This is a genomic window from Halomicrococcus gelatinilyticus (assembly GCA_024227995.1).
GTDB classification, from domain to species: Archaea; Halobacteriota; Halobacteria; order Halobacteriales; family Haladaptataceae; genus Halomicrococcus; species Halomicrococcus gelatinilyticus.
Map to the genome: position 1 here is coordinate 2,215,502 of CP100465.1, position 14,584 is coordinate 2,230,085.

At 70.3% G+C, this 14,584-nt stretch carries 13 protein-coding genes; 6 read left to right on the plus strand and 7 right to left on the minus strand.

Translation table 11 applies throughout. The annotated features are described in order from the left end of the window. Window positions 1-2: 2 nt before the first annotated feature. A complete protein-coding gene (locus tag NKT36_RS11695) occupies window positions 3-554 on the plus strand; it encodes an endonuclease dU (protein ID WP_327051227.1) in 552 nt (183 codons plus the stop codon). 45 nt (window positions 555-599) lie between these two features. On the opposite strand, the gene NKT36_RS11700 is transcribed toward NKT36_RS11695, so the two are convergent. Next, the gene (locus NKT36_RS11700) at window positions 600-3,056 is read right to left on the minus strand and encodes a glycoside hydrolase family 3 protein (protein ID WP_327051228.1); all 2,457 of its coding nucleotides are present in this window, start codon (window positions 3,054-3,056) and stop codon (window positions 600-602) included. A 214-nt stretch (window positions 3,057-3,270) separates the two neighbouring features. Between NKT36_RS11700 and NKT36_RS11705 the strand changes: the two genes are divergently transcribed. Next, a complete protein-coding gene (locus NKT36_RS11705) occupies window positions 3,271-4,524 on the plus strand; it encodes an HAD family hydrolase (protein WP_327051229.1) in 1,254 nt (417 codons plus the stop codon). Between the two features lie 98 nt (window positions 4,525-4,622). Then, entirely contained in the window at window positions 4,623-4,751 is a 129-nt protein-coding gene (locus tag NKT36_RS11710) for a hypothetical protein (RefSeq protein WP_327051230.1), read from the plus strand. Here the strand turns inward: NKT36_RS11710 and NKT36_RS11715 are convergent, their stop codons facing one another. From NKT36_RS11715 to NKT36_RS11725, 3 genes are all read right to left on the minus strand, one after another. After that, the gene (locus NKT36_RS11715; RefSeq protein ID WP_327051231.1) at window positions 4,752-5,294 is read right to left on the minus strand and encodes an NUDIX hydrolase; all 543 of its coding nucleotides are present in this window, start codon (window positions 5,292-5,294) and stop codon (window positions 4,752-4,754) included. 49 nt (window positions 5,295-5,343) lie between these two features. Next, the gene (locus tag NKT36_RS11720) at window positions 5,344-6,099 is read right to left on the minus strand and encodes an inositol monophosphatase family protein (protein WP_327051232.1); all 756 of its coding nucleotides are present in this window, start codon (window positions 6,097-6,099) and stop codon (window positions 5,344-5,346) included. A gap of 124 nt (window positions 6,100-6,223) precedes the next feature. Next, entirely contained in the window at window positions 6,224-7,480 is a 1,257-nt protein-coding gene (locus tag NKT36_RS11725) for a glycosyltransferase family 87 protein (protein ID WP_327051233.1), read from the minus strand. 181 nt (window positions 7,481-7,661) lie between these two features. On the opposite strand from NKT36_RS11725, the gene secF reads away from it, so the two are divergent. Both secF and NKT36_RS11735 read left to right on the plus strand, forming a co-directional pair. Further along, window positions 7,662-8,522: a protein translocase subunit SecF gene (gene secF, locus NKT36_RS11730; protein ID WP_327051234.1), complete on the plus strand. Its 861-nt coding sequence runs from the start codon at window positions 7,662-7,664 to the stop codon at window positions 8,520-8,522. Further along, window positions 8,519-10,063, plus strand: a complete 1,545-nt coding sequence (locus tag NKT36_RS11735; protein ID WP_327051235.1) for a preprotein translocase subunit SecD — start codon at window positions 8,519-8,521, stop codon at window positions 10,061-10,063. Before secF ends, NKT36_RS11735 begins: the two co-directional genes overlap by 4 nt. 164 nt (window positions 10,064-10,227) lie before the next feature. Here the strand turns inward: NKT36_RS11735 and rnhB are convergent, their stop codons facing one another. The 3 genes from rnhB to NKT36_RS11750 form a co-directional block, all read right to left on the minus strand. Then, entirely contained in the window at window positions 10,228-10,905 is a 678-nt protein-coding gene (gene rnhB / locus NKT36_RS11740; RefSeq protein WP_327051236.1) for a ribonuclease HII, read from the minus strand. After that, on the minus strand, window positions 10,905-11,747 hold the full coding sequence (gene nucS / locus NKT36_RS11745; protein WP_327051237.1) for an endonuclease NucS: 843 nt from the start codon (window positions 11,745-11,747) through the stop codon (window positions 10,905-10,907). Before nucS ends, rnhB begins: the two co-directional genes overlap by 1 nt. 79 nt (window positions 11,748-11,826) lie before the next feature. Further along, on the minus strand, window positions 11,827-12,546 hold the full coding sequence (locus tag NKT36_RS11750) for a hypothetical protein (protein WP_327051238.1): 720 nt from the start codon (window positions 12,544-12,546) through the stop codon (window positions 11,827-11,829). Between the two features lie 235 nt (window positions 12,547-12,781). Here NKT36_RS11750 and NKT36_RS11755 point away from each other — a divergent pair, with 235 nt between their 5' ends. Next, on the plus strand, window positions 12,782-14,425 hold the full coding sequence (locus tag NKT36_RS11755; protein WP_327051239.1) for a hypothetical protein: 1,644 nt from the start codon (window positions 12,782-12,784) through the stop codon (window positions 14,423-14,425). The last annotated feature ends 159 nt before the right edge of the window (window positions 14,426-14,584 follow it).

A 14,584-nucleotide genomic window follows, 5' to 3' on the forward strand; every position in this document is an offset into this window, starting at 1 on the left:
TGGTGAAGTCAGGCGTCCGCGCGCTCGGCGTCGCGGAGTCGTACCGCGGCGACACCAGCACGCTCGCCGGCGTGGTGGTCCGGGCGAGTCGGGTCGTCGACGGGTTCGCGTTCGGCAGTTGCACGGTCGGTGGCACGGACGTCACCGACGCCGTCGCGGACCTCGTCGACCGACTCGACCGCGAGGACGTTCGATACGTCCTCGTCGCGGGCGTCGCGCTGTCGTGGTACAACGTTCTCGACCTTTATCGACTCCACGAGCGCGTCGAGCGACCGGTGCTGTCGGTCACCTTCGAGGAGAGCGACGGACTGCTCGACGCGATGGAGCAGGAGTTCGACGGCGAGGACCTGGCCCTGCGGCGCGAGCGCTACTGCGCCCAGCCGACGCGTCGCGAACTCGCTGTCAACGACGAGACGGTGTTCGTCCGCTCGGTCGGCGTCGACGAGCGCGAGGCGCGCGACGTCGTCCGGGCGTTCACGCCGGAGGGCGGCCGGCCGGAGCCGCTCCGGGTCGCCCGCCTCGCCGCGCGCGCCGCCGACGAGTGTCGCAACTGAGACGACGTCGCTGCTTTGCCCCGACGTCGGACCGACCGGGGACGGTCACCGCTTCTCGACGCACCCCGCGTTCTTGACGGTCAGGGTGGTCGTCGTGTCGCCGTCGGGGTCGACGGACAGCACGTACTCGCCGGCCTCGACGGTCCTGGGTTCGGTGCCAGGGACGTCACCCGGAACGACCGCCAGCGCCGCGAGGTCGACCGGAACCTCCACGGTCCGGGTCTGGCCGGGGTCGAGCTGGACGCGTTCGTAGCCGACGACGCGGCGGTCGCGATGGATGACCGAGCCGTAGGCCTGGGTGTTGTAGACCTCGACGACGTGCTCGCCGGCCACGTCGCCGGCGTTGGTCACGTCGACGCTGACGGTCACCGCCCGGCCGCCCCTGGGGTGACCGAGCGTCCCCGGGGTGACCGAGAGGTTCGCGTACTCGAAGGTCGTGTAACTCAGCCCGTGGCCGAACGGGTACAGCGGCTCCTCCCGGTTCCCGGACCAGGCGTTGTGGTACAGCGGTTCGTGGGCGACGGTCTTGGGCCAGGAGAACCCGAGCCGACCCGAGGGGTTGTACTCGCCGAGCAGCGTCTCGGCGACGGCCACGCCGCCACCGGAACCGGGCTGGCCGGCGAACAGGAGCGCGTCCAGGTGCTGGAAGGTCTCCTCGCCGCCGCGCGGACTCCCCGCGTACTCGACGCCGACGACCGGCGTCCCGTCGCCGGCGTTCTCGACGACCGTCCGGACGATCTCCCGCTGTGTGTCGGGGATGGCGAGGGAGTCGCGGTCGCCGAACCCCTCGTTGTGGGGCCCCTCGCCCAGCACGACGACGACGGCGTCGGCGGTAGCAGCCGCGCTCTCGACGTCGCTCCGCTGTCGATCGGTGAAGCCGTAGTCGCCGTTCTCGCTCGACCCGTCCTCGGGGACGTCCCACCACTGCGAGCGGTCGAAGTCCGTCGGGACGTGGGTGACGGTCCCGTCGTGGTCGGCCTCCAGTTCCGCGACCATCGTCGAGCCGGCGGGCCGGGGGCCGTCCTCCGAGAGACTGCCGCTCTCGATGCCCTGCCAGCCGAGCGTCCAGCCGCCGTGCTGCATCAGGAGCCGGTTCTCGATTCCCGTCTCGGGGTCGACGCCGGGGCCGGTCACGAGCAGGTCCTCGTCGCCCGACAGCGGGAGGGCCGGGTCGCCGTCCTCCGCGACGGCGTCGTTCTTCAGGAGGACCATCGACTCGCGGGCGAGGGTGGTCGCTATCGACAGCGACTCGTCGTTGCCGACGAGCGAGGCGGCCTCCGACGGGTCGACGTACGGGTCCTCGAACAGGCCCAGGTCGCGCTTGAGTCGGAGGATGCGCCGGACGGACTCGTCGATGCGCTCCTCGGCGAGTTCGCCGCTGGCGACGAGGTCCTCGACGTGCGAGACGAACTCCGGCGGGGTGAGCCCGCCGCCGCCGAGCATCGCCATGTCCAGTCCCGCCTCGATGGCGGCCCGGACGGCGGCGCGGCGGCCGTCCTCGGTGTTCGGGAGGTACTCGTGGATGTCGATCAGTCGGAAGAGGTCGTTCCAGTCCGAGAGGACGACGCCGTCGAAGCCGTACTCCTCCCGGAGCACCTCGGTCAGCAGCCAGTGGGAGACGTGTGCCGGGACGCCGTTGACGGACCCGCTGTTCACCATCACCATCCCCGGCCCTTCGTCGATGGCCACCTCGAACGGCGGGAGCAGCGTCTCGCGGAGGTCACGCATCGACGTGTTGGCGGCCGCCCGGTCGTTCCCGTTGTGGGGGACCTCGTAGCCGGCGAAGTGCTTGACCGTCGACGTGACCCGGTCGTTGCTCTCCAGCGCGCGCGTCCGCGCCGCCGAGACGTCGGCGAGCAGTTTGGGGTCCTCGCTGATTCCCTCGAAGAACCGTCCCCACCGTGGGTCGCGCTGGAGTTCGAGCGTGGGTGCGAACGTCTCGTGGCAGTTGGTCGCTTCGAGCACTGCGGCCGTGTGCTGCTCGGCTCGTTCGATGGTCTCGACGTCGCGGGTCGCCCCCATGTTGAGCCGCTGCGGGAAGACGTTCGCACCGTCGAGGTAGTCGGCCCCGTGGACGGCGTCGATGCCGTAGAAGAACGGGATGCCGTGCGGCGAGTTCTCGATCGCGTACTCCTGGAGCGCGTTGACGCCCTCGGCGAGCGCCTGCGGGTCCATCGTCGGCGGGGCCGCGCCCCCCGACAGCAGGGACCCGGGAGCCACGTCCGAAAGGAGTGAGCCGATCCGGTCGACGTCCTCGAACGTCGACTCCGCCTCCGTGTCGTAGCTGTTGACGACGGGCTGGAGCATCTGGCCGGCCTTCTCCGCGACTGTCATGTCGTCGACCAGTCGCTCCACCGACTGTCCCTCCGCCGCGCCCCGTTCGGCACCGAACCCGACCGTCGCGGCTGCGGTCGCCGCGCCCGTCGCCTGTATGAACGTTCGTCGAGACGTTCCCTCGTTGCTCGCTGTCGTACCCCGCCCGCTGCCGTCTTGTTTCGCCATTACATACCATGTGTGCCTGGGTACACGCATAAATATTTATTAAGAAATGAGAAAATTAAGAATGGGGAACACCTGTGACGATGGGGCCCGTCGTCGACGTCCGGTCGTCACCGTTCCGGGTGGCCGACCGGGCGAACAGAGGAGGGACGCGAACGGAACGAGTGAGGGGACGACGCGCCCCGAACTTTATCCCGGAGAGCGACCCACTCAATCCATGGAACGATACGACGCCCTCTTCCGGCTCTACGACGAGTTCGACGTGGACGCGCTGCGGGCCTACCAGGACTTCGTCGACCTGTTTCCGCCGGTCGACTCCCGGGTCGCGCTCGACCACTGGCAGTCGGCCAGCGAGGAACTCGAGGAGCGCAAGGACGAGATCCGCGACGCCTTCGACGCGGGCGAGACGTACGCCGACGTGGCGGTGCACGCGACCCGCGACCAGGCGTTCACGGCGCTCGACCTCTGCAACACCTACGAGCGGCCGGTGAACGCGCTCGTGCTCGACGTGGACGAGACGCTACGCTCGGCGGGGCACACGGACAACGAGATACCGCGCGAGACGCTGCACCTGCTCACCGAGTTCCACGAGGACGGCGTCCCCATCGTCGTCTGCACCGGGCAGACGCTGGAGAACGTCAAGGGGTTCGCCATCCAGGGGCTCGGCAACGAGATGGTCCACTCGGGCGACGTGAGCATCGTCTACGAGGCGGGGACTGGCGTGTTCACGCCGGGCCACGGCGCGGACACCAAGCGGCTGCTGTACGAGGACCTCGACGCCGCAATCCGGGACGCCTTCGACGAGATACGGTCGCGCGTGCTCTCGGACGCGCCGGACGACCTCCGGCGCGCGACCCACCTCCAGGGCAACGAGTTCAACGTCACGCTGAAGCCGAACTTCGAGACCGGCAGTCCCGACGCCGTCGAGGTCATCGACGACGCGCTCGTCCACCTGCTCGACCTGCTCGGGGAAACGGTCGCGGGCGCACACGACGGCTCCGACGCGGCGTCGGCCGAGAACGGCGACTGGGCCCGCGCCGTCTACGCCGACAGCGACCCCGAGATACGCGGCGTCCTCGAGCGACGCGGCCAGACGGCCGACTGCGCGCCGGAGGACGTCCCCGCCGACGTCCGCGAGACGTTCGAGCGCATCGACGTCGCGTACTACGAGGGCGACGCCGCCGAGATCGGCAGCCGCGAACTGAACAAGGTCGTCGGCGTGGAGGCCGCCCTCGAGGTGCTCGGCGTCGACGACCCGTTCTCGCTCGTGATGGGCGACAGCAAGAGCGACCTCCGCGTGATGGAGTGGGTCGCCGAGACCGACAGCGGCATCGCCGCCGCGCCCGAGCACGCCTCGCGCGACGTCCTCGACCACGTCATCCGGACGGACGAACTCATCTTCGACCGCGGCAAGGCGGGCGACGTGCTCCGGACGGCGTACGCGCTCAAACTGCTCGCCCGCCTCGGGTGAGCCAGGCGAGTCGCGGCCGCGCCACGATGTCGTCTCTCCGCCGGCGCTCCGCCGGCCTGAGAACTTTAGTACATAGCGAGCGTATCCCGGGTCTCGCCATGAGCCGAAAGGTAACGATCGTCACGCCGTTCCCGGAACGGGGCGAGGACCGTGACGACATGGACGGCGCGGAGTCCGCGCGGCGGACGCCGATGCTCCGCGCCGTCTGCGAGGGGCGACCGGAGTAGCTACAGCAGCCCCTCCTCGCGGGCGAGCAGCACCGCTTCGAGCGTCGCGTCGTTTGCCGGCCCCTCGCGAGCGGCGGCCAGCGCCTCGTCGACCGGCACCGTCACGACCGACAGGAACTCGTTGTCGTCCAGGTCGCGCTCGACGGGCGTGAGTCCCTCGGCGTAGACGATGCCGCGCTCGTGGCGCAGCACGCCGGTCGCGACGTCGAACGTCTCCAGTTGTGCCAGTACGTCCGCGTCGAACCCCGTCTCCTCTCGGAGTTCTCGGGCCCCCGCCGCGGTGTAGGACTCGCCGTCCTCGACGATGCCGGCGACGCACTCCAGGCACGTCTCCCGGATGGTCGGGCGGTACTGCTCGACGAACACCAGTTCCTCGCCCGCGCGAGCGAGCACGACGACCGCGGGCGGCAGCTCGGCCCAGTAGTACTTCTTCGTCGAGCCGTCCGGCTGCTCGACGAGGTCGTAGCCGCCGGTGTACCAGCCCGTCTCGTACTCGGTCTCCGATTCGAGCACCGGCCAGTCGTGGTCCGCGTGGTCGTTCATGGTCGACCCGAGGGTCCCGCGCGGCTTAAAAGCGCGAGCCGTCGGCCGGTCAGAACAGCGCGTCGCGCAGTCCCGCGAGCGTCGCGTCGTCGCCGGCGGCGACGTACAGTTCGCCCTGGCTGGCGGTGCTGGCGTCGCTCTCCTCGGCCAGCAGCCACCCGGCGTGCTGTTCGATGGCGTCGGGGTGGAAGGCGACGACGGCCTCGACGTCGCCGCGCGCGAGCAGCCCCCAGTCGAGCGCGGGCGCCCAGCTCTCCCAGACCCGCTTGCACTGCCCCGCGAGTGAGTGCTCGAGTTCCTCGCTACGCGCCCGGAGGTCGTCGTCCTCGATGGCGTCGAGGCCGACCACGAACGCCACCGTCCCCCGGTCGAGTTCGACGTCGCTGCGAGCGCTCGCAGGTGTGCCGTCGTGGGTCGCGCCCTCGCCCCGGCGCGCGACGTAGGTGTCGTCGTGGAGCGGGTCGTGGACGACGCCGAGCACCGGGTCGCCCTCGTGCAGCAGCGCGACCGCCGTGCCAAAGTAGGGGATGCCCGAGCAGAAGTTGTTCGTGCCGTCGAGCGGGTCGAGCACCCAGCGGTACGCGGCGTCGCCGGGCCGCTCGCCGCGCTCCTCGGCGTACACCGCGTGGTCGGGGAACGCCCCGGCGATGACGTCGAGCGCGCGGTCCTCCGCGCCGCGGTCGGCCTCGGCCTTCACGTCCCGCGGCCCGTACTCGGCGGTCGTCTCCGCCCGCTCGAACTCCGCGACGAGGTAGTCGCCCGCTGCCTCGCACGCCTCGACCGCGACCGTCTCGAACTCGTCCATGGTTGGAACGGTGACGTGTGTCCGAAAGAACGTTTTGTTCGGCGTCGGCCGGGGCGACGCGGGCGGCGAGGAGTCGCCCGGACGAAGGGGCCGCTGTGACGGCGTCGTTCGCCGTCTTCGCGGCTCACCGACGGTCGAGTCCCGACGGCCGGCCCTCCGCCGTCCCGGACGGCTCCGGCGCGTCGGCGGTCCGTCGGACGTGGCAGACGCAGCCCGCCAGCGTCAGCAGGCACCCCCACAGCAGGGGCGTCCCGAGCGTGAACACCGGCTCGGCGGCCGCGAGGACCGGCGGCCGGACGCCCGTCGGTGCCGAGACGAGGTCGAGGAACCGCCGGACGCTCCCAAGCGTCAGCGGGAGGTCGGTGACCAGTGCGCCGGCGAGGAACAGCCGTCGGGCGCGTCCCTCCAGGAGGTAGAGCAGCGGCACCAGCGGGAAGAACAGCAGCGGGAAGTAGACGAAGTAGGTCGGAAAGAAGAGGAGGACGGCGACCAGCGTGACGTACGCGCCGACGAGGCGGTCGGTCGGCGTCCGCAGGTCGCGGTAGCAGTAGGCGACGACGGGCGCGAGCATGACGGCGGCGAAGACGGGTAGCAGTGACGGGTCCACGCCCAGCACCGACAGCGGCCGGCGGAGCGTGAAGTAGGTCGCCTCCGGCGCGAGCCCGCCGGCGAAGGCGTCGTGGCGCAGTCGTGGCAGCACCGCGTCGAACAGCCACGTTCGGGTGACGTCGAGGCCGAACAGTGGGACGCCGAGCGCCAGCAGGCCGCCGCCGGTGGCGACGGCCGCGCCGACGGCGCGCCACGAGCGTCGTCGCAGCAGCCACAGGCCGACGCCGGCCGGGAACACCTTCACCAGCGCCGCCAGGCCGAACGCGACGCCGGACCTGCCCTCGTCGCCGCGTTCGAGCGCCACGAACCCCACCGCGAGCGCGAACGCCAGGGGCAGGTTCGTCTCGCCGTAGAACTGCGGTACGACACTGTGGATGGACAGGAGCACGTAGCCGCCCACGAGCACCTCGTCGACCCGCGAGAGCGAGGGACCGAACCGTTCGACGGTCCGGACGAGCAGCAGCGCCAGCGCGATACCCGCGACGAGTTTGAGCGCCGCGAAGAGCGCGAACGAGACCAGCCAGTCGTCGACGAGCGCGAAGGGGTAGAACGCGACGACGGTCACCGGCGGGTAGACGTAGCCGAACGCGGGGAACGCCGGCGGCGAGGCGGCGTACATCGCGTCACCGGCGAGGCTGGCCCGCGCGGCGTAGTAGTACACCTGGAAGTCGATGGCGAACTTTCCGGCCTGCGTGAGCGACTGGTACGCCAGCGTCGCCACGCCGAGGACGAGGCCGAGCGCGAGCACCAGTCGGGGACCTGCGCGTCGCACGTCGGTGCGCTCTCGCTCGTCGCACTTGTCAGTAGCGGTGACTTCTGTTCGGGGGGAGGCGACGTCACCGCCGCGGGCGGCGTTTTCGGCGCTCACCGGAGCGCTCCGGCGCGTAGAAACGGGGCCGCGACCTCGTAGTAATTAAGAAAGCTTATTCAAGGCCGTCCCGGACCCAACGAGCATGGTAGAGTTGCAAGTGCCGGAGGTCGATTACACCCGGTACTCGAACCGGCAACTCGCGAGCATTCCACTCGCCGTTCTGGTGCTCGCGTTGCTGATCATCGCGGGCTGGTACGTCACGACCGGCGCGCCGGTGACGCCCGGAATGGAGTTCACCGGCGGCACGGAGATGCGTATCCAGACCGACGTCCCCCAGTCCGAGGTCCCGCAGGCGTTCGAGGAAGACGTCTCCTCGGTGACCGCGACGCAATCGAGCGGGAACGCCTACATCGTACAGTTCCAGTCGACCAACACCGACACGCTCAGCACGCAGGCCCAGCAGGCCGGCTTCGAGGTGGTGTCGGTCCAGACCACGTCGGCGAGCTTCGGTGCCGAGTCGCAACGGCTCGCGCTGTACGGCATCGTCGCCGCGTTCGTGGGGATGAGCGTCCTCGTCTTCCTCATGTTCCGGTCGTTCGTCCCCTCCATCGCCGTCGTGCTCTCCGCGTTCAGTGACATCGTCATCCCCGTGGCGCTGATGAACGTGCTGGGCATCAAGCTCTCGCTGGGCACCGTCACCGCCCTCCTGATGCTCATCGGTTACAGCGTCGACTCCGACATCCTGCTGAACAACCACATCCTGCGCCGCTCGGGTGACTTCTACGAGAGCACGTACCGAGCGATGCGGACCGGTGTGACGATGACCGTCACGTCCATCTCCGCGATGGCCGTGATGGCACTCGTCGCCGCATTCTTCCAGGTCGACCTGCTCCGGTCCATCGGCGTCGTGCTCGTGCTCGGGCTGGCGACCGACCTGATGAACACGTACATGCTCAATCTCAGTCTCCTGCGCTGGTACAAGTTCGAAGGGGTGGCACGATGAACGTCCGCGAGAACTGGCGCGTCGTACTGCTGGTCGTGCTCCTGCTCGCCAGCGGGTTCGCGCTGTTCGTCCCCCAGGGGTCGTCGTCGTCGGACGCCGCTGGCGGCAACCTCACGACCGGCGACGGACCGAGCAACCTCAAGTTCGGCCTCGAACTGGCCGGCGGGACGCGCATCCGCGCCCCCGTCGAGGGCGTGACGGCGGAAGGGGCTCAGCTCGGCGGCGCCTCGCCCGGCGACGCCCAGAGGCAGATCGCCGCGAACATCTCGGGCGTGACCGTCTCCGACGTGCAGGTTCGGACGACCCAGTCCGGCACGACCGTCGAGGTGTTCACCGAGACGGTGTCGACGCAGAACCTCTCGACCACGCTCGACGGGATGGGCATCGAGTACGACACCGTCCGCGAGGGCGTCACCGAGACGACGCGCGAGGAGATCCGGCGGACGCTTAGCGACAAGGTCTCGAAGGCCGGCCTCGCCGGCGGGCGCGTCCAGACCACGACGACGCCGACCGGCGAGCACTTCATCGTCGTGGAGATGCCGAACGCGAACCAGTCGCGGATGGAGGAACTGGTGACCAGCAAGGGCCAGGTCCGTCTCGTCGCGCAGTTCCCGGCGGAGAACGGCTCCGGCTACCGCAACGAGACCGTCCTGAACTCGGAGACGATCGCCGACGTCGGTAGCGTGACCCAGACCGAGACGGGCGCGTCCGTCAACGTCGTCGTCGCCGACTCGGCCGCCGAGCGGTTCCAGCAGGACATGGTGGACTACGGCTTCACCGGGCCGGGCGTCCAGGCCTGCCACGCCGCGCCGGAGGGCCAGCGGTACTGTCTGAACACCGTCGTCGACGGCCAGACGGTCTACTCGGCCGGCGTGCGCGACACCCTCGCCGCCGACTGGGCGAGCGGGTCGTGGGCGCAGTCCCCGACGTTCAGCGTCACGGCGAACAACCTCTCGGAGGCGCGTAACCTCCAGATCAACCTCCGCGCCGGCGCGCTGCCGGCGGCGCTCGACACCGACGCGGGCACGACGACCTACCTCGCGCCCACCCTCGCCGAGCAGTTCAAGACCTACTCGCTCATCGCGGGGCTGGCCGCGGTCTTCGCCGTCAGCGGCAGCGTCTTCGTCCGCTACGGCAAGCCCGAGGTCGCGCTCCCGATGATCGTCACCGCCCTCTCCGAAGTCGTCATCCTGCTCGGGTTCGCGGCCGCGGTGCAGTTGCCGCTCGACCTCTCACACATCGCCGGCTTCATCGCGGTCATCGGGACCGGGGTGGACGACCTCATCATCATCGCCGACGAGGTGATGTCCGAGGGCGACGTGCAGTCGAACCGCGTCTTCCAGTCCCGGTTCAAGAAGGCGTTCTGGGTCATCGGTGCCGCCGCCGTGACGACCATCATCGCCATGAGTCCGCTGGCGGTGCTCAGCCTCGGCGACATGCAGGGCTTCGCCATCATCACCATCCTCGGCGTGCTCATCGGCGTGCTCGTCACCCGCCCGGCGTACGGTGACATCCTGCGCTACCTGCTCACCGACCGCTGAGGACTCTATTTTCGAGCCTTCCTCGCACAGTCACCGTCCCGTCGAGAGTCAGTCCTCCAACGTCCTCGAACTCGCACCGACCGTCGAGCGTGCGCGTCGGCAACCTGCTCTCCCCTGCCGCTCGTCACAGGCGGAGGATAACTGCCCTAACCGCGGATTACCGTTCAGAACTCGTCCAGCGCGGACTGCTCGCGCGCCGCCAGCACGTCGTCGCAGGTTCCCCAGGAGGTGCGCGCGCAGTCGGGGAGCTCGCCGTGTTCGTCGACGTACTCCCGGAGGAACCGCCGCGTCGTCGGGTCGCTCGGGTAGCCGCTCCCGACGTCGCCGTGCTCGTCGGCGAGGCGGTCGACGTGGGCGTCGCGTTCGACCTTCGCGACCACGCTGGCCGCGCCGACGACGGCGTGGCTCCCGTCCGCGCCGTGCTCGGCCGTCACGTCGACCGGGACTGCCACCGCGTCCGCGACCCGACGACCGAACCGCGCCGCGTCGGTGTCGCCGGCGTCGACGACGCCCGTCGCGTCGGCCGCGGCGACCTGCGAGATGGCCTCGGCCTGCGCCGCGACGGTCAGCGAGTTCATGTCCGTCGCCGGGTCGTCGATGCGCTCGGTCGGTATCTCGGCGACGCCGACGGTCACGGCGTCGCTCGCCCGCAGCTCCGCCGCGAGCTCCTCGCGTCGCTGCGGCGCGACGTTCTTCGAGTCGTCGACGTCCGCGGGCAGGTCGGCGGGGTCGGCGACCGCCACGGCGGCGGCGAACATCGACCCGAGTACCGGCCCCTTGCCCGCTTCGTCCGCTCCGAACACGGTCGAGTCGTGGGGACCACCGCACATGGTCGTTTCCATCAGAAGTCGGTCAGCTTCGCCTCCGTCGCGCCTTTCGCGTCCGTGTCGAACTCCGAGAGCCCGACGAACTCCAGGTCGTTGTCCCGCAGGGCGCGCTTCACGCGCTCGGAGGCGGCGGGCGCGACGAGCATCCCGCGCACCTCGCGTCCGGCGTCGGCCTCGCCGTCGATGGCCGCCTCGCCCTCCTCGTAGAGGGAGACGTACCGCTGGAGCTGGTCGAAGTGGTTCAGCGTCGCCTGGATGCGCTTGACCTCGACGACGACCGGCACGCCGTCGGCGTCGCGGGCGAAGAAGTCGATGAAGCCGTACTTCGTCTCGCGCTCGTGCTCGACGATGCGAAGCTCCGGCTCCAGCACGTCGGGGTTCGACTCGATGTACTCGTGCATCTCCGCCTCGGTGCCCGACTCCTCGTAGGTCGCGCCGTCGGTCGCGTCGAAGCGCGTCAGCCCGTGGGCCTCGTGGATGCGAGCCTCGACGCGCTCGGTCGGGTTCGTCCGTCGCGCGAGCAGGACGGCGGCCCGCGAGTTGCCGTCTCCTTCGTCCCCGTCCGTCGCGCCGTCCTCGCTCTCCACCGCTCCTTCCTCGCTCACCCGGGCCGAGACGGTCCCGCCGCCGGGCATCCAGTTCACCGGTTTATTGCCGGTCGGCTGGTGGACGAGGAAGGTGCCGTCGGGCTTGGCGACCAGCAGTCGGTCCCCCGGCCCGAGGTAGCCGCTCGTGCGTCCGTCGTACTCCACCTCGCAGCGCGCCTGCACCGTCAACACCGCGCCGTCCCGGAACGCGGCCTTCGCCTCGCTGACGAGGGCCTCGGGGGTCGGCGCGTCGAGTTGCTCGACGACCATCCGTTCTCGCTGGTGGTCACCTGCGGGGCAAAAAGGTAGCTGGTTCGCCCCGACCGGAGCGAGACGGGCTGGTCCGGCGTCAGAGCGAGACGCCGGAGAGGTCCGCGTCGAGGTCGTCGACGTGCTCGTTGAACGCCGCGACGAACGCCGGGACGTCGCCGGCGAGTTCGCGCACGTCGCGCGCCGAGGGCGGCTGGTACTGCGAGAGCAGGTAGACGCCACCCTCGCCGCCGACGCGGAGGTACGACGCGCTGCCGTCCTCCCACTTGAGCTCCCAGCGCGTCCCCGCCACGCGGGTCGTGAAGCTCCCGTAGTCGCCGCCCTCGTACCGCGAGAGCTCGTGGGCCATCCGGTCGGCGACCTCGCGGACGCGGTCGAGGACGCGCGAGCGCTCCTGCACGATGGACTCCGTGGAGGCAACGTCCGGGAAGTCGGTCGGCACGTCGTCGAGGACGCCCTCCAGCGACGCGACGTGGTCGTTGAACGCCGCGACGAAGGCGTCGTAATCCTGCAGGGCGTCGGCGAGCGCGGCCGGCTCCGGCGGCTGCTTCGTCGACACGACGTACACCTGGTCGCCGCCGCTCTCGAACCGCAGGTACTGGACGGTACCGGCCTCGTACTTCAGCGTCCACTCGCCGGCGTCCGTGCCGAATGTCCGCTGGCCGTAGTCGCCGCCCTGGAGGCGGGCGAGTTCGCGCGCTACCTCGCTGGCGTGGGTCTCGACCGCCGCGACCACCTCGTCGCGGCGGTCCGCGACGTCCGTCCCCGAGTCGACGTCCAGTTCGAACGGCTCGCTCATCGTCTGCTCTCGATGGCGGACGGAGAAAACCGCTGTGAATCGGCCGCGCGGACGGTCGGCGGCGAGGCGTAACGGCGTTCCACGGTGCGACCGTCGCCCTCCGGGAGCCCCTGAGCGTTCCTTCAGGCCGGACCTGACGAAGGCGGTCCGGCCTAGGCCGTTCGTTCCGTGCGCGGGTTCCGGAAAAACGGTAGCCGCGACTTATCCGTCTCGCCGGTGAACCGCGTCCACATCCATGCAACCGGAGCGCGTTAGCCGGCGGGCAGTTCTCGCAGCCAGTGCCGGCCTCGTCGCGACCGGCGTCGGTGCGGCCGGTGGCGACGACCACGGAACCGACCGCACCGGCGACGATGAGACCGACCGCAACCACCTCGTCGTCGCCGGCGGGAGCCCGGGCGACCCCGTCGAGTACCAGTTCGTGGTCACCGGGGACGTCCGCCGGAACGGGCGCGCTGGCGACGCGCCGCTCGCAGATAGCTGTGTCACCGTCGACACCGGAGATTCGGTGAGCGCCGACGGCGAGCGTCGGAGCGTCGCGAGCGGCACCGTCGCCGGCGGCGCCGACGCCTACATCTTCACCGGCCGCATCACGCGATTCCGGATCGAACTCGTCCGCCGGCGTCTCGACGCGGTGCGGATCTTCCTGAACGGCCGGCGCGTCAGCCCTGCCGAACTCGGCGACAACCCCGCTGCGGCGACGCCCGTCGAGTTCCTCGACTGCAACACGGCGGTCGTGGTCGGCGACTTCGACGGCGTCGAACTGAACGCGAGCTTCTGGGACGAGGGCGGTCTGGGGACGAGCATCCTCTTCCCCGACCCCGTCAGCGGCGTGACGACGCTCCACCCCGCCGAGCAGTTCGACCCGTTCCCCTTCACCATCGAGTCGCTCGGCCTCGACCCGGACCCGATACCGACGCCGGGTGCACCGGCGCAGTTCACCGCCGAGAACCCCTTCGCCGGACCGTGGTGTGAGCGCGAGGAGAACCAGTTCCCGAACCACCTCCTCGTCGCCGGCGAGGGCGGTCCCGGGACGACGGCCGACTACGAGTTCGCGGTGAGCGGCAGCGTCCGGAAGAGCGACGACGCCGGCGACGCGCCCGTCGCCGGCCGCCGCGTCAGCGTGGACGCCCACGACCGCATCACCGACTCGCGCGTCACCGGCACCGTCTACGGCGGCGCCGACGCCTACCGCTACTCCGGCGAGATAACCGAGTTCGGCCTCGACGGCCCCGCCCAGGTCTTCCTGGACGGCGAGCGGGTGCGACCGGCGGACCTCGGCACACCGACGCCACCGCCGCGGCCGTCCGTCGAGTTCACCGACTGCGACCGGGCCGTCGTGCGCGGCGACTTCGGCGCGGTCGCCGTCGACACGGTGTGGTTCGCGTCGGACGGGTTCGCGACGTCGTTCACCGTCCTCGGGCCAGTGAGCGGTCGGACCGTCGTCGACCGGTCGAACGCCGGCGACATCGCCGACGTCAGCGGCTTCGTCATCACCCGCATCACGGCGGGTGCGGAACTCGGGGCAGAGCCGACGCTCAACGTGCGGAACCCGAACCTCGAGGAGTGCATCCAGTCCATCCGTCCGGAGCCGATCCGCCCCTTCGCCGTGGACTGCGGCCCGGGGGACGGCGGCGGGGAGGTCGTCTTCGGCTACGAGAACCCGAACGACGCTGCACTTCTCGTGCCCAGCGAACTCGTCGGCAACGCCACCGACGATCCGCCGACGACGCTCGACCCCGGCCGCAACGCGTTCACCGTCGGCTGGCAACCGGCGTCACCGGACGAGCGCCTGACGTGGCGACTCGACCTCACGCCGTTCTCCATCAGCGAACGCCCGGCGGCGACGACCCCGACCGCGACCGACTGCGGGATACGCTGACCGGCGACCGTTGCGGCCGACGGCCCCCGGACGCGACGGACCGGAACCTGTCGCCGACGACGCTCGTCGGTGACCCTCCTCTCGCTGGAAGGCAATGTCGACCGTACTCACATTTCAGGTAGGTGGTGTTATTTAGACGTCATGACGCCTCATAGCAGT